The following is a 20,253-nucleotide window of genomic DNA, read 5'->3' on the forward strand; positions in this document are numbered from 1 at the left end:
CGGGAGCTGCGGGGGGATTTTTGCGCCGGTTTCTCGGGTGTTTGCGGTGATCGGCGGGCGCTCTAGAGCGGGGTTTTCGCTGAATCGGGCTGGAGCCGGTGACGGGTCGTTGCAGATGACAGAATGGAGAACCCGAGGATGGTTCTTTTGAGGCTCGGGTGATGCTGAAGTCCTGGAAAAAAATTGGATTGTTTGTTGCCCTCTCTGGCCTCTTCGCGAGCAAGCTCGCTCCCACAGGGATTGATGTTGTTAATGCAATTTACTTCACAACACCGAACACTGTGGGAGCGAGCTTGCTCGCGAAGGGGCCGGCCCAAACAGCATCAGTACTTCAGACACACCGCTACTGGACCAACTGATTGATCTCGATAATCGGCAACAACACCGCCATCACAATCACCAGAACCACCCCACCCATCACCACAATCATCAGCGGCTCCAGCAACGCGGTCATGCCCATCGCTCGTCGTTCAATGTCCCGGGAAAGCGTCTGCGCCGCGCGCTCGAGCATCGGCGGCAGCGAGCCGGTTTTCTCACCGCTGGCGATCAGGTGAATCAGCACCGGCGGAAACACGTTCTCTACCCGCAGCGCGGCGGCGAGATTGACGCCTTCGCGCACCTTCGCCGTGGCCTCGCTGACGCTCAGGCTCAAGCGGTCGTTGGACAGTGTCTGCCGCGCCGCTTCCAGCGCGCGCAGCAAAGGCACGCCGGCGCCGCCGAGAATCGCCAGGGTCGAGGCGAAACGCGCGGTGTTCAGACCGAGAATGAAACGCCCGAACAGCGGCAACTTCAGCACCCGGTGATGCCAACTCAGGCGCGCCGCCGGATTGCGCAAATACAAACGCCAGCTCCAGAATGCCCCGGCCATGACCGCTGCGCACAACCAACCCCAGGCACGAATGAAATCACTGGCGGTAAGCATCGCCAATGTCAGCCCCGGCAAATCCTGCCGCGCCTGGGAAAACGCGCTGACCACCTGCGGCACCACGTAGCTGAGCAGGAAAATCACGATGCCGATCGACACCAGCCCGACCACACCGGGATAGATGAACGCGGTAAGAATCTTGCCGCGCAGGTTGTTGCGTTCCTCGATGTAGTCAGCCAGTCGCTCCATCACCTGCGCCAGATCGCCGGACTCTTCGCCAGCGGCAATCAGCGCGCGGTAAATTTCGGGAAAGTCCCGTGGCCGCGACGCCAGCGATTCCGCCAGACGCATGCCGCTGCGCACATCGGCGCGCACGGCGCTGAGGGTGTGGGCGATGTGTTTTTTCTCGGCCTGCTCAACCGTCGCGCTCAGCGCTGCTTCGAGCGGCAGACTGGCGCCGAGCAGGCTTGCCAGTTGTCGGGTGGCCCAGGCGAGGTCGTTGTCGGAGAGTTTGGCGCTGAACAATCCCCCGCCACCCTGTCGGGCAACATTGCTTTCTTCGTGCACCGACAATGCCGTCAAACCGCGTCCGCGCAAGGCACTGAACGCCGCGCTCTGGCTGTCCGCCTCCAAGTGCCCGGACTCGATTTTCCCGGTGGCATCCGCCGCTTCAAAGCGATAGCGATTCATCAGGCATCCCGTGTCACGCGAAGGATTTCTTCCGGCGCGGTGGCACCGCTGCGTATCCAGCGTTCACCGTCCTCACGCAGGCTGAACATCCCAGCTTTCGACGCCGCCGCGCGCAAGGCCTGCTCCCCTGCCCCTTGGTGAATCAGCGTGCGGATGTCGTCGTCGATGCAGAACAATTCGTGGATGCCGGTGCGGCCGCTGTAACCGGTGTGATTGCACGCCGCGCAACCGACCGGGCGCCAAGTGCCGGGCGTGGCTGGGTCTTCCTGTTTGCACTGATTGCACAGGCGCCGCACCAGACGTTGCGCGAGGACGCCGAGCATCGACGAGGCCAGGAGAAACGGCTCAACACCCATATCGATCAGGCGATTGACTGCCGACACCGCGTCGTTGGTGTGCAGCGTCGCCAGCACCAGGTGCCCGGTGAGCGAGGCCTGCACGGCGATTTGCGCAGTCTCGAGATCGCGGATTTCGCCGATCATGATGATGTCCGGGTCCTGGCGCAGAATCGCCCGCAGTGCCAAAGCAAAGGTCATGTCGATCTTGGCGTTGACCTGAATCTGGCTGATCCCCGGCAAATCGTATTCCACCGGATCTTCCACGGTGAGGATGTTGCTGGTGCTCGCATCCAGTCGAGCCAGCGCCGCGTAGAGGCTGGTGGTTTTGCCGCTGCCGGTCGGCCCCGTGACGAGGACGATGCCGTGGGGCTGGCGGATCAGGTGGTCGAGTTTGGCCAGCACCTGCGCGTCCATGCCGAGGGTTTCCAGCTGCAGACGCCCGGCCTGTTTGTCGAGCAGGCGCATCACCACGCGTTCGCCATGGCCGGTCGGCACCGTCGACACACGAATATCAATCGGCCGCCCCGCTACGCGCAAAGCGATCCGCCCATCCTGCGGCAGGCGTTTTTCGGCGATGTCGAGCTGCGCCATGATCTTGATCCGCGACACCAGCGCGCCGTGCAACGCCTTGCGCGGCGAGACCACGTCACGCAGGGTGCCGTCGACGCGATAGCGCACCACTGAATGGGTTTCGAACGGTTCGATATGAATATCGCTGGCCTCGTCGCGCGCGGCCTGGGTGAGCAAGGCGTTGATCATGCGAATCACCGGCGCGCCGTCCTGGGTGTCGAGCAGGTCGGTGATTTCCGGCATGTCCTGCATCAGCCGATCGAGATCGACTTCATTTTCCGCCGCGCCGACCACCGCCGCCGCACTGCCGGTGTCGGCGTAAGCGCTGGCGAGCAATCCATCCAGTTCATCGTCGCGCACGCGCTGTATCGTGGTCGCACCGAACTGACGCCGCGCCTCACTGATCGACCAGCCCGGTGTCGATGGGCACACGGTCAGCACATCGTCGCGCAGCAGAATCCGCTGCGCCTTGGCCCAGGCATACGGCAACCGACTCACGACACACACCTCCGTGTAGGAGCTGCCGAAGGCTGCGATCTTTTGATCTTGGTCTTGATCTTCAGCGGCATCGAAAAAGCCAAAAGCAAAAGATCGCAGCCTTCGGCAGCTCCTACAGGTCCGTTTTCCAAATCAAGAGGTGCTGTCAGAGTCATTGGATGGGCACCGCTTTGATCGTGGCGCGCGGCCCCGACGGTAAAACCGCCGGCACGCCTTGCGCCGCCGCTGGCAATTGCGGCGCCTGCATGTCCGGCATCGCCCAGCTGCGTTCCGGTTGCAAGCCGCCCTGAGCGCGGCGCATGAAGTCGTAACGGTTGAGGGTGATGCTGCGTCCCGCTTCGCTGTCGCGAATGATGTACGGGCGCAGGAACACCATCAGGTTGGTCTTGGTGATGCCCCGGCGTTCGTTGCGAAACAGCGCGCCGAGTCCCGGAATCGTCGACAGCCACGGCACCGCATCATTGCTCTGGCTGTAACCGTCCTGCAGCAACCCGCCGAGAACCATGATCTGGCCGTCGTCGAGCAGAATGCTGGTGTCGATCGCGCGTTTGTTGGTGACGATGCCCGCCGACGTCACGCTGTTGGACGCGCGCTCATCGATGCTGCTGACTTCCTGATAGATATCCAGCTTGACCGTGCCACCCTCGGAAATCTGCGGGCGCACGTTGAGCTTGAGGCCGACCTCTTCGCGGGTCACGGTCTGGAACGGATTGTTGCTGGTGCCCCCGCCGCCGGTGACGTAGCTGCCGCTGACAAACGGGATGGTCTGGCCGACAAAAATGCTCGCCGCTTCGTTGTCCAGGGTCAGCAGGTTCGGCGTCGACAGCACGTTGGTGCCGCCCTTGCTCTTCAGCGCCCGGGCCAGCACTTTCAGGTCGAGAATCTTGCCGATGCCGGGAATGTCGACCGTGCCGTTGACATAGCCAAGGTTCAAACCCTGCGGCAGTACGTCGATGCTGTTCTTGGCACCGGTGTTGAGACCCGCGCCGCCGAGATTGGCGCCACCGATCACGCCTTTGCCGCCAAGATTGCCGGTCTGCCATTGCACACCGAATTCACTGGCATCGTCCTCGCCAACCTCAACGATCAGGCTTTCGATCACCACTTGCGCACGGCGCTGGTCAAGCAAATCGATAACCTCACGCAGATTGCGATACAGCGGTTCCGGTGCGGAAATCAGCAGCGTGTTGGTGGTGGCATCGGCCTGAATCGTCACGCCGCCAGCGCTGAAAGCCACGTTCTGCTCACTGCTCTGCGTGCCGCCACTGCTGGCCGCGCCGCCACTGCCCTGCGCATAGCTGCCGCCGGTTGCGCCGCTGCCAGTCGAGGTTGTCGTGCCCGTGCTCGGCGTGCTGCTCTGGCCGTTCTGCCCATTGTTGCCGCCAGTGCTACTGCCCATCGCGCTGAGCACCGATCGCGCCGCGTCGCCGCTGCCGCTGTCACTTTCGCCGGTAAGCAAACCGCGCAAGGCCTGCGCCAGTTTCGCCGCCTGGGCGTTGCGCAGATAAACCACATGCAGATTGCTCGGATTGCTCTGGGCGTTGTCGAGTTTGTAGATCAGGTTGCGCGCCAGCTCGGTGCGCTCGGGGCTGCCGGCGCGGATGATGATGGTGTTCGAGCGCGGGTCGCCAATCACCGCGATTTTCTGCGTCGGATCATTGCCCGGCGCGTCGAGCAAGTCGGCCACCATCGGTGCGATATCGGCGGCGATGCCGTTCTGGATTTGCACTACATCGGTGTCGATCGCGCTCGGCGTGTCGATGCTCTCGATCAGCTGCGCGACACGGGTGAGGTTCTCGGCGTAATCGGTGATGACCACGGTGTTGTTGCCGGGATAAGCATTGATCGGATTGTTCGGCGAGACGATCGGGCGCAGCACCGGGATCAGGTTTACCGCGTTCTCGTATTGCAGGCGAAACGTGCGCGTGAGCATGCCGTTGCCGGCCGGTTTGTCGGCGCTATAGATCGGCCCGCCGAGCAGTTTCGCGTCGGCCTCGGGAACCACCTGCGCAACGCCGCCGACATCGACCACGCTGAAGCCTTGCATGCGCAACGCCGCGAGCAGCATGTCGTAAGCCTGACGGGCCGGCACCTGACCTTCCGAGACCAGGGTCAGATTGCCCTTGACCCGAGGATCAACGAGAAACTGCTGCCCGGTGGCACGCGACAGCGCACGCACCACCGCCTGAATATCCGCCTCGACGAAGTTCAGCGTCACCGGCTGCTCGCCCAACGGATTGCGCGGGGTCGCGTTGCTAGGCGCCACGCCAGCACTGCGCCCACGCTGACTGATGTTGTGCAACTGCTTGGGCACCGGCCGCGCCTGAGCCTGCGCCCGTTCGCGATCGGCCACCGCATCGCCGCTGCGCTGGGTGTTGGCCAGCGGCCGCCCGAGTTCGCTGTCGACCAATAGCGGCGGCTGATTCTGCGGCGCCGTGGTGCTGTTGCACGCGCTCAATGCCATCAGCAACAACGGCAGCGCCAGACGTGCCGGTTTGCAGTGTGACTCCTTCATGAAGCTTCCTTAGCGCCCTGCGCCTGATCCATGCGAACGGTGCCTGACAATGTGCCGGCGTTGACGTCGGTCGAGGCCTCATTTGCGCGCTGCAACTGCGCCTCGACCACCTGCAGAGAAAGTTGTGACGGCTGGCTGAGCAGCCAGTCGAGCAGCGCATCGGCCGGCGCGGCGTCGACATTCAACTGCCACGCGCTGCCCTCCGCCGCTTGTAATTGGTAATGCCCGGCCAGCCCCGCCGCTTGCAGACTTTGCTCCAGCGACTCGCCAACGCTTTGCCCTTGCGGACGCACATTAACGCTGCGCAACAGCACTTCCAGTGCTTCGGTTTGCGCGCGCAACTTGGGCGTTTCGCTCTGCCAAAAAGTGATCTTGGCAATTGGCGGCTTGACCAGCGTCAGCCAGATCAGCACACCGATCAGCACCACGGCCATGCCGCCGACCATGTGTTTTTCGCGCAGCGCCAACGGCTGCCAACGCGCCTGCAACTGGCTGCTGAAGCGCTGCCAGCGCGCACGGTAAATCGCCAGCGTCGCCCTACTCATCGTCTGCTCCGCTGTCGTCGTCTTCGTTGGTGTTGGCGCTGGATTCATCGGTCGGGCGCAAGGTCCAGCCTTGGTCATCGGCAGTGACGCTGATGCCGGCCTGGGCCAACATGCTTTGCCAGTCCTTGTCGCTACCGCCACGGTTTGCATCGCTGAGCAGCGCCAGTTGCAAAGCGCCGTCGCGGTAAGTCAGGCGCTCGACACTGCCGGTCATGAACGGCATGCCCGTGCCGGCCTGCAACACCAGCCGATTGAAGTTCTGCGCCGGGTCATCGACCGCGCCTTTTTGCCGCTGCTCCAGTTGCTGACGCGCCTGTTGCAGCGGGTTGAGAATCACCGGTAATTCGGGAAACGCCTGCTTCACCCGCTGACTCATCTGCGCCTTCAACTGCTGCCCCTGCCGCGCTTCGCGGGCGGCGTACAGATTCAGGCCGAACACCCAGACCGCCGCCGCCAAAGCCACACACCCAATAGCACGACCCCAGCCGCGTTGCTCGCCGCCGGTTTGCTGCAGACCGCCGTGCAAACCCCAGCCAGGCAAGGGGCCGATCCAGCGTTGAGTTGATCCGGCTGCGAACGATGCCTCATCAACTTCGTCACCGAGCAACGGCTCAACCTGCGCACTGTTCAAACTCTCGCGTTTGAGTACGTGACCGTCCGCCACACAAGCGACAACCCCCGGCAGCACCGGCAAGCTATACGGCGCCGGATACAAACCGCGCAGGCTCAATCCCGCCTGCTTCAGCACCGCCACCAGACGCTGCAAATGCTGCCGCGAGACCCAGGCAATCTGCACCTGCCCGCCCGCATCGCGAGGGCTGTGGCCGATATGCATCTGGCTGCTGTCGCCGAGCATCAACGCCTGCGCCGCGCACTGCACCGCCGCGACAATCTTGCTCGCGGGCAACGGCGGCAGATCGATGCTGGCGAGCAAACTGTCCGCCGGGTGCAAAAAACACAGCAGCGGCGGTTGCTTCGGCCGTTGCCCCAACTGACTCAAAGTGAGCCGTTCTTCATGAGTGACCTGCCCCTGACGATCCAGCCAAACGCAGTTCACTTCGCTGTGCAACTCCAGCTCCGCCAGCGGCGGCAACGCAATGCGCAACTGACTCATGCGCCCACCCGCGACCAGATCACCTGCGGCAGCCGATCCTCGCTGCGGTGCAGCAAAGCATCGAGGCTGACCCGGCGCTGATCCCGCCGCGCTTCACCGCGCAAACGAAACCAGTCACTGGTGATGCCGACCTTGACGCTGCTCATTTCCATCTGCGGCATGCGCAAGCGATTCACAAAGTCGCCGCGATTGATGAACCAGCGACCCTCATCACGCTCGGCAATCAACGCCGTCGCCCGCTCCAGCGAAAGCCCCGGCACATAGGCCGCCAGCACCTGCGCCGTAGCGGTGTTGCCGTTGATCCACGTCGTCGCCGGAATCACCGTCACGTACGGCGCCAGTTGGCCGATCAGCGCATCGGTCACGCCTTCGACGCTGCGCAGATCATCGAGTGTGCGCAGCATCGGCACCTTCGGCGGTTGCGGTTTATGCGCGGCATCCGGCGAAGTCGCGCGGCCACTGTCGAAACCCGCTTTGCCAGTCGCGCCAATCTGCGCATTCAGCAAATACGGATAACCAGCAATCACTCGCTGGCGGATGCGCTGGCTGACAACGGCACTCACACCGATCAACTCGCACAGCCGCTCGAACGCCTGCACCTGCGCCGCATCGATCCGCTCGTTGGCCACCAGATTGCGCAGGTTGAACTTCCCCTGCTCGTCCTCCAGCCGCCCGGCAAAACCCGCCGCCAGCAACGGCTGCGCCCAAGGCTGATCACGCCGGGTCAACGGATCACGCAGCCGCGCATCCCAGAGCAACTGCCGGCTCATCTCCAGACCACCCTGCGCCACCCATCGCCCATGCACCCGCTGCTGATCGGCCTCCAGCGCCCGGGTCGCCACGCTCTGGCGCGTCAACATCCCCGCCGCAATCACCGCCACCACGGCGGCAATCAACAACGCGCTGATAATCGCCATGCCCCGTTGCTTCGCCCCGTTGAGCGAACCTGTGTTCACGGCCGGCCTTACAACTGCCAGGAACCGATATCGGCATTCACGCCATCGCCGTCAGGCTGGCCATCGGCGCCGAGGGAAAAGATATCGACCTCACCATTCGCGCCCGGATTGAGGTACTGATAAGGCCGGCCCCACGGGTCGTTCGGCAAACGCTCCAGGTACGAACGCCAGTTGCTGTTCTTCGCATCCGCCGGCCGCTCGACCAACACCTTCAGTCCCTGATTCATGCTCGGATAGGTACCGTGATCGAGGCGATACAACTTCAACGCCTGCATCAACCCACCAATATCCTGCTTCGCCGCCGTCGCCCGCGCCTGATCCGGCCGGTCGAGCACCTTGGGCACCACCATCGCCGCCAGAATCCCCAGAATCACCACCACCACCATGATCTCGATCAAGGTAAAACCCTGCTGGCTCCGCGGCATGCGCGGCGACTGACTGAGCGTTTTCAAAGGTGCGATATCCATCTCGACATTCCCTGGCTTGACCTGATTTCGACGCGCAGTGTTGCAAGAAGATATGTCAGGGATGTTGAAAATCCTCGGGTGTTTCCGTCGTCAAGCCGTCAAGGACGGGGGTTAGCGTCGAGGGCTGGGTTTTGGTTTTGGGCCATGTATGCGCGCGCGTTCGCGAGAGCAAGGATTCACCCTGATTGAAGTGCTGGTGGCACTGGCGATCATCGCCGTGGCCATGTCAGCCGCCGTGCGGGTGGCGGGGTTGATGACGCAGAGTAATGGGGTGTTGCGGGATAGATCGATTGCGCTGATTGCGGCGCAGAGCCGAATGGCTGAGCTACGCCTGGAGGGGCGATTGCCGAATGGGATGAAGGCTGTTGAATGTGATCAAGGAAGACTGTTGTTGCGCTGTGAACAGGTGATCGCTACCGCAGAAAATGGACGGCTGCTCAGGATTGGAATCCAAGTATTTGATCGCAACCAGGACGCGCCGCCACTCGCAAAACTAGAAACCCTGCTAACCCACCCCCAGTAGGAGCTGCCGAAGGCTGCGATCTTTTGATCTTCCCTCCCGCAACCAACAAAAATCCCCTGTGGGAGCGAGCCTGCTCGCGAAGGCGCAGTATCAGGCACCGAAATGGTCACATGTGCCTCCGCCAGCCTTACCAGCCAGGTTCTACAAATTCCAGCGCCCATGACGGCATCCAATCCGGCTTCAAAATCCGGTCGCTAGTATTGAAAAATAATGATGTGATTACGGTTGTGCCAGAAGTGTTGGCCTGAGCAAACAAACTAAGGACGGCAATGAGCAAATCTACAGTCCGTTTTGCACCATGGATCGGCGCCCATTACGAGCGCGGCATCCACGGTCTACGCATTCTCGTGGTCTGCGAATCTCACTATGGCGCCAAAGAACATGAACGCCCGACAGCCACACCCGAGGTATTGAAGGCCCTGGCCTTGGGTCAGAAACACCCTCAAGCGACAGCTAAGCTTCGGCAACATGCACATTTCACCAAAATAATGGCTTCTATCCTGAATGCTAAAAAGCACTTTTCCAAAGCAGATAGGAGTGATTTTTGGCATAGCATTGCCTACTACAATTTCATCCAAGAGTTTTTACCCGGCATCCGCAAACCGCCATCGGCCGCAGCTTGGGAGAAAGGTAAGCAATCGTTTACTGAAGTCTTGGAGGTGCTGGCACCAGAGTTGATCGTCTGCTTCAGCAAACGAAACAGAGGTCGAGTTACCGCGCTAGCGGGCGGTATATCTGTGGCAGTGGTTAATCACCCTTCTTCGCAGTTTGCTTACTCCAAAGTCAATCCCATTATCGCTGAGCAGATTGAGAAGGCATTGGCGCGCAAGGCGCAACTAGCAGATTTCGCTAGTACCAGCGCTCTGTATTCACGTTGGTGCGAAGCCACAGCTTCCGCCTTGCCTACACCAGGAAAACGTCTTTCGGGTTCGGACAGGCTTGAGCTAATTGCGAAGCGCAGGGAAGCGATGGCTGCGGTCGACGAAGCTGCACTGGCGTAGGTCAGCGCCATAAAGGCAGGGGAAAACGAGCTATGAGTATGAAACATGAACTTTGGTTGGAACCTGATGGTTGCCAGACTTTCTGCCTGGCCGGAATTCACGGTGATGACGCGCGCAGTCTACTTTCACCAAACTCCCAGCTGATCTGGACAGTCGAAGCTGACAGTTACTTCGAGGCGATGACCAAATACTATTCCTTCATGGAGTGGGGTGAATACCGGACAGACTTTCCGGAGCATGATCTGATGTCCTACGCAAAGCACGGATGGGATGAGTAACGGGGCCACGAGATAGAATCGCGAAGGCGCCAGCTCTGACGACAAATCACCTATCTGGCGCCCCCGGTCATCTACCTCACCCCGCCACCTCCAAATTATCCATCACCCGATTCACCGCCAGCTCCCCCAGCATGATCAGTTGAGCAACCCCCAACAACGCCCGCCGCTGCGGCGCTGGCAGCAAACTGGAAATGTCCTGAGCAATCGTCTTCGCCGAAGCAAGCGTTTCACTCGCATCGGCCAGCAGTTCTTCATTCTTGGTATCCGCCGTCACCGCATACATGCCACGCGCCTTGCGCGGCGGAGGCAGGAGATTGTTTGGCGACAGGTAATGATCGAGCGCGCGGTCAGCGGCTTCGTGGAGTTTGTTGGAATCGAGGGATTCGTAGGGAGACGTCGGATCGGTTTCGGGCGGGTTGGGTGTTGGTTTGATCATGGTGAAGCTCCATTTTTATACCTGGTGGAACCACCAAAACCTGTCGCTAAACAAGTAAGGGTGGCAGCTGTGCGCGGGTTAGCGAACCGAGAGGTATAAGACCCGGCAGACCCGAAGGTCTCCCACGCACAGCCACCATAGCGTCATCGCAAACGCGACAAACTGGAGCGTCGTTGAACTTATACCTGGTCGAGTCGCTAAACCCGGTCGCTGGGTTGCCAGCGACCCATAGACGATATAGACCAGGTACAAAGCCCACAAGCCGGCGGATTCTGGCGTAGCTGTAGGCAAAGGCGCAAGGATATGTAGCCTGATAGCGTGACAGGAGATGTCTTTTTAAACATTTATGTTTATGAGGCGCAATTGCTCAACGTTGGGCGGGACAGATGCGTCCCTTATCGGCCTGTCGTGCTGACTTAACGCGTGAAAATGGCAGTTTTCGGCCAGAAGCGGTCGATCATAGTAATGATGAATATGGCTTGTACTGGGGCTTTCCAGTGACTGGAGAAATTCGAACCTAACCGTATGCCGAACGTGAATTCGAAGCCGGTACACCGTTGCGATGCAAATCGAGCCCGACACCAGCAGCATGGCGGATAGTCGCGTCGGCAGATGACAGCGAGGAGTCCTCCGCGAGGCCAGCGCGTTCAGCAGCGGGAAAGGTTAAATATAATGTCGTCCAATTCATTTTTAGCTGTCACGAGTTCCGAATTTTTTTGATATGATCTAAAGAAGATCAGACTTTTTACACAACGCGCGATGTGATTTCAGTGCAGGGAATGTAATGAAAATTGAAATTAGAAATTTTGGCCCAGTCAAAAATTTTGTATTTGACTTAAAGTGCCCCATGCATCTAATTGTTGGTACCAATAATATCGGCAAGTCATATGCATTAACTGCTTATTACTTGGCAATATGCTCGCTTCTGGAAAGTCGTGCATTGATGATGAGTGTATTTTCTCAAATCGAGCTAATAGACTCAGATTTTGAGTTTAATGAGTCTTTAGAAAAGACATATAAGAAAAAACTTAAAGACGATCCTTCGCAAGATCTGGATGTCAAGAGGTTTTTTGAGGAGTCTGCAAGCGCCACTTTTGATAAAACCATAGCTGCTGCTTTCAATGAAAAAATTGAAAGTTCTTATTCGGGATTTAAATCTATATTAAATCAGCGAAATAAAAAGTCTCCGTGCTCAATACACTTTGAGCTTCCTGGAATACAATTTGCTCTTACAAATGATGGCGAAGGTTTCAAGACAACCTCACTGTCTTACAACCTAAAGGTAGTGTCGGCAGCGCCTGCAGAAACGAAACGAAAGATTGCTAAAACCGTCGTTTATCAAAGAAAGTCCAATGATCCGGCTAATAGCATAAAAGAAATCCGGATGTCTAGTATCGCTCAGGCCTTTGCTTCAATCGTCGTGCCCGCCGCTGTAATTTCGAATATTTATTACCTTCCTGCCTCCAGGTCAGGTCTATATCAGGCCTTGTCCTCGTTCGGCGCCATCATTGCAGAACTTTCAAAAAAACGTACATTCTTAAACTCGAAAATAGAATTGCCTGGGATTTCATGGCAGCTTAGTGAGTATTATTTGAAGCTCACCGAGATCAACGAAAAAGCGTACATTTACAACCCTGAATGTTTTCATGAAAAAATAGCAAAGAAAATTGAAGCCGATATTCTGAAGGGGAAAATTGTTTTTGAGTCTAATACCAAAAAACTTTATTATATACCCGACAATACAGATTTGCGCTTAGAGTTATCCGCTACATCCTCTATGGTATCCGAGATTGGCCCCATCGTAGCTTACATTCGATATATACTTTCAGCAGAACCCGTGCAAGACAAAGCAGTGACTGCCGCTCTGACCAGAACATCACTCAAAGAAAGAGTAGCCACACCAATTCTGATAATAGAAGAACCGGAAGCGCATCTTCATCCGGAAAATCAAATAAAAATGACTGAAATCTACGCCGAGCTTTCTAACTTTGGTGTAAAAATTATTATGACCTCTCATAGTAATTACGTATTTAATAAACTTAGCAATATTGTCATTTCGAAAAAACTGGCAGCGGACAATGTAAAATGTGACATATTTGAGGAGACCGATGAAGGGACGATCGGCGTGTCACTTGAAATAAATGAATTTGGATTGGATGATCAAAATTTTGTTGACGCCTCTGAAAAACTCCTAAACGAAAAAATGGAACTGTTTTCCAATATCGAGTTTTGAAATGATCAATCATATTAATCAAGACCCATTGGCGTTTGGAATAAGTGCAGGCAGCTTGGAAGAGGAAGGCATCAAGGTATCTTTTGGTGAAACCTTAACCGCTGCTGATGGCGATATAGACTATGAGCGGGTCGCAATATTGAAGCCCGACGCGTTTTACAATACCCAAGACTTTGCTACTCCACCTAAATCACCAGATGGAGTTGTCATTGTAAAAAACAATGAAGAGATATTTATGTATATAGCGGAGCTCAAGTCATCTCCGCTCAAATATATTAGAAGATCCGACATCGTAGAGAAGTTCGACACTATGTTTTCAAGGTTTTTAATTGACGACTTTAAGCACATTTTTTTGGATTTTGATTACACTTTAAAAGACTTATCACTGTGGTTGGTCTGTGATCCAACAAATATCAGGTCAAGCATCGATGACCCAGAGGCCCTTGCTCGTAAGATACAGGCAAAGGATGCACTAAGAGGTGTGCTGACTGAGTTTGTCTCAACTTTTCGCCCATACACGTTTCAAGGCATTACAAGATATATCGTTCCGATGGTGTCTCCGCCTAAAATTGAGTGCGATCACTTCACTGATTTTTTACCAGATTAAGATTCTAGCTTATATGACTCAAGCCTAATTGTTTATATTAGCTTTTGGATTTGGGTCATTGTGATTTTAGACTTATAGAGAAATTTATCCGATGTTTCATCAAGCTGCAAAGCAACGAACGTCTGTAGGGCTATCAGTTAATCTGTATCGCCGTTTTTAGACGGCGTGGGAATTTTTTTGGGGCGACCGCTCGCGAACTCTTCTAGAGAGTGGGTATGAAGGCAAGGTCCCCTCCGGTTGCCCGAGGGGATAATTGTCGCTGATGTGACGGCTGTTTGCCTTAAACGACCACAGATAACGTTAGCGTATCCATGATACGAATCCAGCTAATCACGGATTACTGCTCAAACTCTGACTTAATATCTGAGGTGGAAGTCCTCCACCGCAATATTCGAATCCTAAAATTATTGTTTTGATTTGTATTTTTTTCTTATTTTAAGAACTGGATCAATATCAATCGCGATAATTTCAACTGAGTAGTTCAATCCTCGAAGAACTTTGAGGGCGTTCTTCAAAGTTACTTTTGAAAAAAAAGGCAACTCTAGAGGCAGTTTTTTTGTCGTCGCAATAGCGTAAACTATTTTATAGCTTGCGGGGTCTGGGCGCAGAGCAGGGTCTGCTAACTGTATGGATTGTGGAAGCTTAGCGTTAAGCTTTTTTCTAAACTCAGCATTCCTAACGAATGCCTCGGCCGACACGCAACCTTGTGAGAATAAGTGACTTAACGTGCTCGAGCTTCTATAATATTTAACATGGATTAAGTCTTTTCCGTTTCGAACTAAATCACAAAGCTCTAGCTTGTCATATGCCCCTCCTACCTTAATATTTTTCTTGTCGAGCAACTCGAATGACGGATCACTGGTTAAAGCCAGGTTGTAATCTTCTTCTCGATCTTCGTTGTAAGTAGGGAAGCAATACCTGTATAACTCAAGGCTTGATAAGCTCGCGTCTACAGATGTTAAGAACTCACTATTAACCTTATACCAAGTTGAACTTCTCAGGATAAATTGATCAGCGCCATACTTGATCTCAGCATAAAGACACTTGTAAGCACTCCAGCTTTTAATAGCATGATATTGTGCGTTATTAACGTGGATTGAGGTGTGCTTAAGAGTTTCAACAGAAATGGGTAACGATTTACTATTGATGTACGATAGAAGCTGTGGCAATTCAAGTACTGCGTAACGTTCACTGCGCGCGTACAAATCAAACGAGTAGCCGATCTGTTCTTCCCAGTCTACAATTTCTGGTTCGCCAAGCCACAAACAGGAAAAGTCTGGACCGCTAAGTATTTTTTCTAATTCAAGATCGAGAATCTTAATCTCGTCGTGGTCTCTAACCTTATTTACATTGTCCACCCATTCAAAGCTATCTGGAAGTTTCTGCTTGTACTTATTGAGCGCCTCTTCAAGGATTTTTTCTACCTCATTCAGCTGTGTACCAGTGATTACAGTTAGAGCGTCCCTCCCAGTAACGTGAGATCCGAATAGCTCGACGGTTGAAAGTCCAGTGACGGCGTATAGCATTTCCAAATCAGAATCTATATGTAGGTCAAATATATCAACTTCTTTAGTGCTCTGGGTTCGTGAGTTTAGAGGGTTATGATCGTAACTTGACTTGTCTAAGCTTCTAAGCTTATCTGGATCCACTGAGTTCAAGGTGACGCGCAATCCAAAGTCGCGCTCTATTGAGTCTTCTTGTAAAAGATGAAATCCTGTGCCAAATGTCAGTAGGAATTTATTCTCATGCGCTGTAATGCAAAGAACGGCTCCAACGCTACTGCTATTGCCAAAGGCATCAAAAGGAACTTCAGGTCTTGATGTGAACAGTTGAGTCCATGGGGGCGAGTGTTTTGGAGGCTCCTTTTTTATATATAAATTTGATGCTTCTAATCCGGGAATACGAAGCTCAATCGGCGGATTGGTGCTTTCCAGTTTTAATAGATCGAAGTCTAGACTATTCGGGTTTTTTGCTAAGTAAATTGATAGCTTTTCTTTTCGCTCTTTTTTGATATTTTGTGCGCAAGAAACTGGATAATTAGACGCGGTTGTGACGTTGCTTCCTATCAGCATAGCAGCTTCTCCTAACGTCGAATATTCAATATCTGTTTGTTGTCACTTTAGTAAGTATTCGGTTTCCAATTTAGCTTCTGCGCTGCTAGCTGCTAGCTGCTGGGTGCTGGGTGCTCTGAAATGCCTACCTTTATCCGCTCCGATTACAAGCATAGACCAGTACCGACGAATCATCGCCCTTTCTTTAAGATGTCCGAAATGATTCGATGGATAACTGTCTGTTCAATAACTCTCATTTTCGATCATATGGCCGCCCCACGACAGTCTGCTTATGGCCGATAACGGACGAACAAATTACTGGTTTCTGGGCAAAAGCAAATGCTAAGACCTCGGGGCTCTCCCTTTTTCCCCACTCTACAATTCCGGCCGGATCAGCCTCGGCATCTCCACCCCCTCCCCCAACCTCTCAACCCCCAACCGCACCCTCTCCCCACCCCGCTCAATCACCACCCCATCCCCCTCAACACCCACCAACCTCACCCCAACCCCAACCTTCTCCCCCACCAAAAAACTTCTCGGCGCGCCATCATTCAAACTCAATATCGCCACCGTCCCACTTCCTCCGGCGATCACCCCACTCACCTTGATGTCCACCGGTGCGGTCTCATTGGAGAACCACTGCAACGCCGGGCTATCGCTCCTCGCCGCGAGCACTTGCGGTGTCGCCGCTGGGGTGTGCGATTCCGCCGTGGTCAGCAGCAGCGACGACCACGTCGCGACGCCAACCAGTGCGGCGAGCAGTGCCAGGGCCTGGATGGTTTGCGCCGGGGTAATCCGTGCGGTGAATTTCATGGGTTGTCGCTCCTTGTTGTCCCTGTTGCCAGCCTACGCGGCAATTCTCTCCGTTTTATTTCACATGCCTTACATGTTCGCCGGGCACGATGGGGTGGGACGCCAAGGAGCGCGTGGGTGATGAGCAGGCAGCAGGGTTTTACGTTGATCGAGTTGATGGTGGTGCTGGTGATCATCGGGATTGCCAGTGCGGCGATCAGTTTGAGTATCAAGCCCGATCCATTGCAGTTGTTGCGCAAGGATGCCGAGCGGGTTGCGCAATTGTTGCAGGTGGCGCAGGCCGAGGCTCGCGCCGATGGGCGGCCGATTGTGTGGGTGGCGGATGCCAAGGGGTTTCGGTTTGGGCGGCGTGGTGAGGGTGGCGTGGGGTTTGAGTCGTTCAAGGAGGATGCGCAGTTGCGCCCGCGTGCGTGGCAGAGCCCTAAGGTCGAGGTGCGGGTGGAGCCCCGGCAGACGGTGGTGCTGAATGCGGAGTGGATCAATCCGCCGTTGCGGCTGATTTTGTCGGATGGGGCCAATCGGCTGAGTGTGCTGCGCGATGGCAGTGGGCGGATCAGTATTCAATGAAGACTCAGCAAGGGTTCACTCTGATTGAGGTGATGGTCGCGATTCTGCTGATGGCGGTGGTGAGTCTGATTGCTTGGCGCGGATTGGACAGTGTGACGCGGGCGGACAGTCATTTGCAGGCGAGCAGTGAGCAGAGCGATGGGTTGTTGCGGGTGTTGAATCAGTTGCAGCGGGACGTGGACATGCGCGCGGGGGTGGAGTTGAGTGAGCCGCGCAAGGTCGGGGCTGAGGATGAGGCGCCGACTGCGCCGCCGGCGGTGACGGTGCGCAGTAGCGACAGCAAGGGGTTTCGGCTGGACATTATTCGTAGCGCGGCGGATCAGCCGGGGGCGTTGCAGCGGGTGCGGTGGTGGGTCAAGGGGGATACGTTGTATCGGGCGGTGGCTGAGGCGCGCAGTCGCTATCCGTTGCCGGCGCCTGTTAATGGGGTCGCTGTGTTGAACGAGGTGAGTGATGTGCAGGTGCGGGTTTGGGAGATGGATAAAGGCTGGCGGCAACTGAGCGGCAATCGTCAGGAAGATCCGGCCGGACTGGAAATCAGCCTGACCCGTCAGACGCCACAAGGCCTGGAAAAATACCGACAGGTGATCGGCCCACTCAACTGAGCAGCCCCCTTCCTCAGCACGTTTGGCGCTTATGGCAGGTTAACTCTCCCGTGCTGCATCTCTGAGTTTTTGCACATCGAGAAGGGTGACGGCGCCGTATCGAACAGCCAACAGGCCTTCAGCTTCCCAGATTTTCAGCTGGCGGTTGACGCTCTGGCGAGACACGCCCAGTTGTTGGGCGATATTTTCCTGGTTGACCTTCAGGCATGGCGCTTCTTCGATACCTGGGCCTTTGATCAAGGAAACGAGTCGGCGGGCCAACCTGACAGGCAGAGGATTGCGGATCGTATTCCCCGCCCAATCGAGCGCCATTCGATATCGGCCACAGACCAACCGGGTAATGGCTAGCAGGACATCGGGTCGGCGCTCGATGATTTGCCAGAATGCGCTGGCAGGCAGCACTGCAACACGCGCTTGCGAGACGGCTGTAACGTCGTACTTCCTCGGTAAGCCATCGAGAAGGGGTACTTCGCCGAACCAGTCTCCAGCGACCAATTGAGTAAGCAGCACTTGGTGTCCACTGGCGCCCAGGCTATCGACGCGCAAGGTGCCTTGAATCACACGAAACATTCCCAGGGGTTTAGAGCCTTGAGGGAACAGTGCCTCTGACTTTACCAACGTCCTGATCCGCGAGGCCTCGAGCAAAATCGCGTCTATTTCTGGAGGGAGGGAAAAGGATGGAGGTATCGCTTCAGCAGACGATTCAGACATTGCCAAAACCCGACAATCTTGGTGTGAGGGCTCGGATAGTATCAGACGCCTCTGGCCTGTAGACGACAGGCCTGTCTGGAGCAGGAACGCACAATGTACGTCGGTCACTTCGCCATCGGCCTGGCAATCAAGGCCCGCTATCCCAGGATCCCCGCGCTACCCATCATGATGGGCGTCGGTTTTCTGGATCTGCTCGATGGGATTTTCATCATTCTTGGCTTCAATACCGTCACGGCAAATTTGAATAGCGGGCCGTATCTGTTTTTTGATCTGACCTTTATCGACTGGGATCACTCATTGCTGGCTGCGGTGTTCTGGTCTGCGATTTGGGGACTGCTGTTCATCAAGCATCGACCGGTAGCCGTCATGGCAGCGTTGGCCGCCTTCTCTCACTTCATCGCCGACTGGCCGATGCACAACAGCGATTTGGCACTGTATCCGCACTCGGTCGAGCATTACGGTTATGGGCTTTGGGGCAAGCTGGGGACTGTCTCCTGGGTGCTCGAAGGTGTTTTCTCAGCAGTGTTGGCGGTTTATGCATGGCGGCTCAGCGCGCGACGGGGCGTGAACTTGATCTGGCCTTGTGTGGTGCTGGTGGTTTTGTTCTTGCAGCTATCGCCAGTGGCTTCACCCATGAAGTTGGTTGCCACACTCGATGAACCTCTGGCGCACGTGCTTCATGGGGTTTTGGTTTCGTTGGGCTTTTTGATTCCAGGGCTGGTGTTGTCGTGGCTTTTGGATAGAAGTGAGGGAGTGAGTATCAAGCGAGGGTGAGGTCGGTTGGGTATTGGGTGGCTGGAAAACCGCTTTCGCGAGCGGGCTCGCTCCCACAGAAAGCAAAAGCAAGATCAAAAGATCGCGGCCTTCGGCAGCTCCTACATTTGGATTGCGCTGGGCTTTGGTTAGCTGAGGACGACCACGCCGCCGGGGAGTTCGGTGCATTTGATGCCATAGGCATCGCGGATCAGCAATGCGACGCCGGCGAGTTGGTCGAGGTTGAAGCGGGCCTGGACGCGGCGTTGGCCGAGTTCGCGGTTGAGCAGCAGGAGCATGCCGGGGCGGTAGCGGTTGATTTCGTCGATCATCTGGCTGAGGGTCGCGCCGTTGAACACCAGCACTTGTTGGCGCCAGTTCATCACGGCGGCGGTGTCGACGGTTTGCACGTTGCCGATTTGCCGTGCGTCGTAGGTGACTTGCTGGCCCGCTTCGAGGCGCAGGTTGCGGCCTTCGATGGCGACGTCGACCGTGCCGTCGAGGCAGGTCACGCAGACTTGCTGGTCGGTGTTGCGCAGGTTGAAGCGCGCCTGACTGGCGCGCAACCACCCTGCCCCGGCCTGCATCGCCAGCGGCAGGCGTGCGGTTTGCACTTCGACTTCGCCGCTCACCAGTTCGAAGCCCTGCACGCCGTTTTCGACGCTGCGCTGGTTGATGCGGGTCTGGGTGTTGAGTTCGAGGCTGACGCCTTGCGCCGGTTCGACCCGGCGCTGCTGGCCGACTTCGGTGATGTAGTCGGCGCCCAGTCCTTCGAAGCCGCCGGGAATGGTGCCGCGCACCAGCAGGAATGCGGCGGATGCGGCAATCGCGCCGCCGAGAAATGCCCGTCGACCGAAGCTGCGTCGGCCCTGCAACGCTTCGGCGGCCGGTTGCAGGTGATGCCACAGCCGCTTGGCTTCTTCGAACGCCCGGGCGTGTTCGCCGCTCTGCGCGCACCATTCGCGCAGGGCGCGGGCGTCGGCGACGGTGGCGCGGCCCGAGGTCAGCAGGATCAGCCAGTCTTGGGCTTCGCTGTGCAGCAACTCGGTGGCCGAAGGCTCGGCGGGTTTCAGTCGAAAGATGTTCAAACGCGCAAATTCTCAACGGATTAATCGGG

General features: G+C 56.3%; 20 protein-coding genes. 8 read left to right on the forward strand and 12 right to left on the reverse strand.

The genetic code is table 11. The features are described 5' to 3' along the window. Positions 1–343: 343 nt before the first annotated feature. From gspF to gspG, 7 genes are all read right to left on the reverse strand, one after another. Positions 344–1,555 (reverse strand): type II secretion system inner membrane protein GspF, encoded by a 1,212-nt coding sequence (gspF, locus tag AC0Z4S_RS17335; protein ID WP_485623889.1) that lies wholly within the window; start codon positions 1,553–1,555, stop codon positions 344–346. Next, on the reverse strand, positions 1,555–2,961 hold the full coding sequence (gspE, locus tag AC0Z4S_RS17340) for a type II secretion system ATPase GspE (protein ID WP_485623890.1): 1,407 nt from the start codon (positions 2,959–2,961) through the stop codon (positions 1,555–1,557). The genes gspF and gspE overlap by 1 nt, the downstream gene beginning before the upstream one ends. 151 nt (positions 2,962–3,112) lie before the next feature. Then, the gene (gene gspD / locus AC0Z4S_RS17345; RefSeq protein ID WP_485623891.1) at positions 3,113–5,476 is read right to left on the reverse strand and encodes a type II secretion system secretin GspD; all 2,364 of its coding nucleotides are present in this window, start codon (positions 5,474–5,476) and stop codon (positions 3,113–3,115) included. After that, the gene (gspM, locus tag AC0Z4S_RS17350) at positions 5,473–6,021 is read right to left on the reverse strand and encodes a type II secretion system protein GspM (protein WP_485623892.1); all 549 of its coding nucleotides are present in this window, start codon (positions 6,019–6,021) and stop codon (positions 5,473–5,475) included. Before gspM ends, gspD begins: the two co-directional genes overlap by 4 nt. Then, complete coding sequence (gene gspL / locus AC0Z4S_RS17355) at positions 6,014–7,135, reverse strand: type II secretion system protein GspL (RefSeq protein WP_485623893.1); 1,122 nt, start codon at positions 7,133–7,135, stop codon at positions 6,014–6,016. Before gspL ends, gspM begins: the two co-directional genes overlap by 8 nt. After that, the gene (gene gspK / locus AC0Z4S_RS17360) at positions 7,132–8,052 is read right to left on the reverse strand and encodes a type II secretion system minor pseudopilin GspK (RefSeq protein ID WP_485623894.1); all 921 of its coding nucleotides are present in this window, start codon (positions 8,050–8,052) and stop codon (positions 7,132–7,134) included. The genes gspL and gspK overlap by 4 nt, the downstream gene beginning before the upstream one ends. Positions 8,053–8,099: 47 nt before the next feature. Continuing rightward, positions 8,100–8,558 (reverse strand): type II secretion system major pseudopilin GspG, encoded by a 459-nt coding sequence (gene gspG / locus AC0Z4S_RS17365; RefSeq protein ID WP_042606813.1) that lies wholly within the window; start codon positions 8,556–8,558, stop codon positions 8,100–8,102. A 148-nt stretch (positions 8,559–8,706) separates the two neighbouring features. Here gspG and gspI point away from each other — a divergent pair, with 148 nt between their 5' ends. The 3 genes from gspI (at position 8,707) to AC0Z4S_RS17380 (ending at position 10,360) form a co-directional block, all read left to right on the forward strand. Continuing rightward, a complete protein-coding gene (gene gspI, locus AC0Z4S_RS17370; protein WP_485623895.1) occupies positions 8,707–9,081 on the forward strand; it encodes a type II secretion system minor pseudopilin GspI in 375 nt (124 codons plus the stop codon). Between the two features lie 269 nt (positions 9,082–9,350). Next, positions 9,351–10,082, forward strand: a complete 732-nt coding sequence (locus AC0Z4S_RS17375) for a hypothetical protein (RefSeq protein ID WP_485623896.1) — start codon at positions 9,351–9,353, stop codon at positions 10,080–10,082. A 38-nt stretch (positions 10,083–10,120) separates the two neighbouring features. Continuing rightward, positions 10,121–10,360 carry a hypothetical protein gene (locus AC0Z4S_RS17380; RefSeq protein WP_485623897.1) on the forward strand — a complete coding sequence of 80 codons (240 nt, stop codon included), beginning with the start codon at positions 10,121–10,123 and terminating at the stop codon, positions 10,358–10,360. Positions 10,361–10,436: 76 nt separating this feature from the next. On the opposite strand, the gene AC0Z4S_RS17385 is transcribed toward AC0Z4S_RS17380, so the two are convergent. Further along, the gene (locus AC0Z4S_RS17385; RefSeq protein ID WP_016774969.1) at positions 10,437–10,796 is read right to left on the reverse strand and encodes a DUF6124 family protein; all 360 of its coding nucleotides are present in this window, start codon (positions 10,794–10,796) and stop codon (positions 10,437–10,439) included. Between the two features lie 784 nt (positions 10,797–11,580). Between AC0Z4S_RS17385 and AC0Z4S_RS17390 the strand changes: the two genes are divergently transcribed. Both AC0Z4S_RS17390 and AC0Z4S_RS17395 read left to right on the forward strand, forming a co-directional pair. Continuing rightward, positions 11,581–13,029 carry an AAA family ATPase gene (locus tag AC0Z4S_RS17390; protein ID WP_485623898.1) on the forward strand — a complete coding sequence of 483 codons (1,449 nt, stop codon included), beginning with the start codon at positions 11,581–11,583 and terminating at the stop codon, positions 13,027–13,029. 1 nt (position 13,030) lies between these two features. Further along, on the forward strand, positions 13,031–13,636 hold the full coding sequence (locus AC0Z4S_RS17395) for a hypothetical protein (RefSeq protein ID WP_485623899.1): 606 nt from the start codon (positions 13,031–13,033) through the stop codon (positions 13,634–13,636). Positions 13,637–14,040: 404 nt separating this feature from the next. On the opposite strand, the gene AC0Z4S_RS17400 is transcribed toward AC0Z4S_RS17395, so the two are convergent. Together AC0Z4S_RS17400 and AC0Z4S_RS17405 are read right to left on the reverse strand one after the other, a co-directional pair. Continuing rightward, positions 14,041–15,708, reverse strand: coding sequence for a TIGR04141 family sporadically distributed protein (locus tag AC0Z4S_RS17400; protein WP_485623900.1), 1,668 nt, complete (start codon positions 15,706–15,708; stop codon positions 14,041–14,043). A 354-nt stretch (positions 15,709–16,062) separates the two neighbouring features. Continuing rightward, the gene (locus tag AC0Z4S_RS17405) at positions 16,063–16,500 is read right to left on the reverse strand and encodes a type II secretion system protein N (RefSeq protein WP_485623901.1); all 438 of its coding nucleotides are present in this window, start codon (positions 16,498–16,500) and stop codon (positions 16,063–16,065) included. A gap of 120 nt (positions 16,501–16,620) precedes the next feature. On the opposite strand from AC0Z4S_RS17405, the gene AC0Z4S_RS17410 reads away from it, so the two are divergent. Next, complete coding sequence (locus AC0Z4S_RS17410; RefSeq protein ID WP_485623902.1) at positions 16,621–17,067, forward strand: GspH/FimT family pseudopilin; 447 nt, start codon at positions 16,621–16,623, stop codon at positions 17,065–17,067. Then, a complete protein-coding gene (locus AC0Z4S_RS17415) occupies positions 17,064–17,672 on the forward strand; it encodes a prepilin-type N-terminal cleavage/methylation domain-containing protein (protein ID WP_485623903.1) in 609 nt (202 codons plus the stop codon). The genes AC0Z4S_RS17410 and AC0Z4S_RS17415 overlap by 4 nt, the downstream gene beginning before the upstream one ends. A 39-nt stretch (positions 17,673–17,711) precedes the next feature. Here the strand turns inward: AC0Z4S_RS17415 and AC0Z4S_RS17420 are convergent, their stop codons facing one another. Then, positions 17,712–18,383 (reverse strand): Crp/Fnr family transcriptional regulator, encoded by a 672-nt coding sequence (locus AC0Z4S_RS17420; RefSeq protein WP_485623904.1) that lies wholly within the window; start codon positions 18,381–18,383, stop codon positions 17,712–17,714. A gap of 93 nt (positions 18,384–18,476) precedes the next feature. Between AC0Z4S_RS17420 and AC0Z4S_RS17425 the strand changes: the two genes are divergently transcribed. Further along, a complete protein-coding gene (locus AC0Z4S_RS17425; RefSeq protein WP_485623905.1) occupies positions 18,477–19,157 on the forward strand; it encodes a hypothetical protein in 681 nt (226 codons plus the stop codon). A 128-nt stretch (positions 19,158–19,285) separates the two neighbouring features. Here AC0Z4S_RS17425 and AC0Z4S_RS17430 read toward each other — a convergent pair whose 3' ends face one another. Further along, positions 19,286–20,224 carry a FecR family protein gene (locus AC0Z4S_RS17430; RefSeq protein WP_485623906.1) on the reverse strand — a complete coding sequence of 313 codons (939 nt, stop codon included), beginning with the start codon at positions 20,222–20,224 and terminating at the stop codon, positions 19,286–19,288. Positions 20,225–20,253 lie beyond the last annotated feature (29 nt).

The organism is Pseudomonas sp. 1L-B-1-E-C1 (assembly GCF_057291835.1).

What these genes read in the sequence shown, in the direction of transcription:
- gspF (WP_485623889.1), bottom strand. Translation starts at nt 1,555, where the DNA reads ATGAATCGCTATCGCTTTGAAGCGGCGGATGCCACCGGGAAAATCGAG.
- gspD (WP_485623891.1), bottom strand. Translation starts at nt 5,476, where the DNA reads ATGAAGGAGTCACACTGCAAACCGGCACGTCTGGCGCTGCCGTTGTTG.
- gspM (WP_485623892.1), bottom strand. Translation starts at nt 6,021, where the DNA reads ATGAGTAGGGCGACGCTGGCGATTTACCGTGCGCGCTGGCAGCGCTTC.
- gspL (WP_485623893.1), bottom strand. Translation starts at nt 7,135, where the DNA reads ATGAGTCAGTTGCGCATTGCGTTGCCGCCGCTGGCGGAGCTGGAGTTG.
- gspK (WP_485623894.1), bottom strand. Translation starts at nt 8,052, where the DNA reads ATGGCGATTATCAGCGCGTTGTTGATTGCCGCCGTGGTGGCGGTGATT.
- gspG (WP_042606813.1), bottom strand. Translation starts at nt 8,558, where the DNA reads ATGGATATCGCACCTTTGAAAACGCTCAGTCAGTCGCCGCGCATGCCG.
- gspI (WP_485623895.1), top strand. Translation starts at nt 8,707, where the DNA reads ATGCGCGCGCGTTCGCGAGAGCAAGGATTCACCCTGATTGAAGTGCTG.
- AC0Z4S_RS17375 (WP_485623896.1), top strand. Translation starts at nt 9,351, where the DNA reads ATGAGCAAATCTACAGTCCGTTTTGCACCATGGATCGGCGCCCATTAC.
- AC0Z4S_RS17380 (WP_485623897.1), top strand. Translation starts at nt 10,121, where the DNA reads ATGAAACATGAACTTTGGTTGGAACCTGATGGTTGCCAGACTTTCTGC.
- AC0Z4S_RS17385 (WP_016774969.1), bottom strand. Translation starts at nt 10,796, where the DNA reads ATGATCAAACCAACACCCAACCCGCCCGAAACCGATCCGACGTCTCCC.
- AC0Z4S_RS17390 (WP_485623898.1), top strand. Translation starts at nt 11,581, where the DNA reads ATGAAAATTGAAATTAGAAATTTTGGCCCAGTCAAAAATTTTGTATTT.
- AC0Z4S_RS17395 (WP_485623899.1), top strand. Translation starts at nt 13,031, where the DNA reads ATGATCAATCATATTAATCAAGACCCATTGGCGTTTGGAATAAGTGCA.
- AC0Z4S_RS17400 (WP_485623900.1), bottom strand. Translation starts at nt 15,708, where the DNA reads ATGCTGATAGGAAGCAACGTCACAACCGCGTCTAATTATCCAGTTTCT.
- AC0Z4S_RS17405 (WP_485623901.1), bottom strand. Translation starts at nt 16,500, where the DNA reads ATGAAATTCACCGCACGGATTACCCCGGCGCAAACCATCCAGGCCCTG.
- AC0Z4S_RS17410 (WP_485623902.1), top strand. Translation starts at nt 16,621, where the DNA reads ATGAGCAGGCAGCAGGGTTTTACGTTGATCGAGTTGATGGTGGTGCTG.
- AC0Z4S_RS17415 (WP_485623903.1), top strand. Translation starts at nt 17,064, where the DNA reads ATGAAGACTCAGCAAGGGTTCACTCTGATTGAGGTGATGGTCGCGATT.
- AC0Z4S_RS17420 (WP_485623904.1), bottom strand. Translation starts at nt 18,383, where the DNA reads ATGTCTGAATCGTCTGCTGAAGCGATACCTCCATCCTTTTCCCTCCCT.
- AC0Z4S_RS17425 (WP_485623905.1), top strand. Translation starts at nt 18,477, where the DNA reads ATGTACGTCGGTCACTTCGCCATCGGCCTGGCAATCAAGGCCCGCTAT.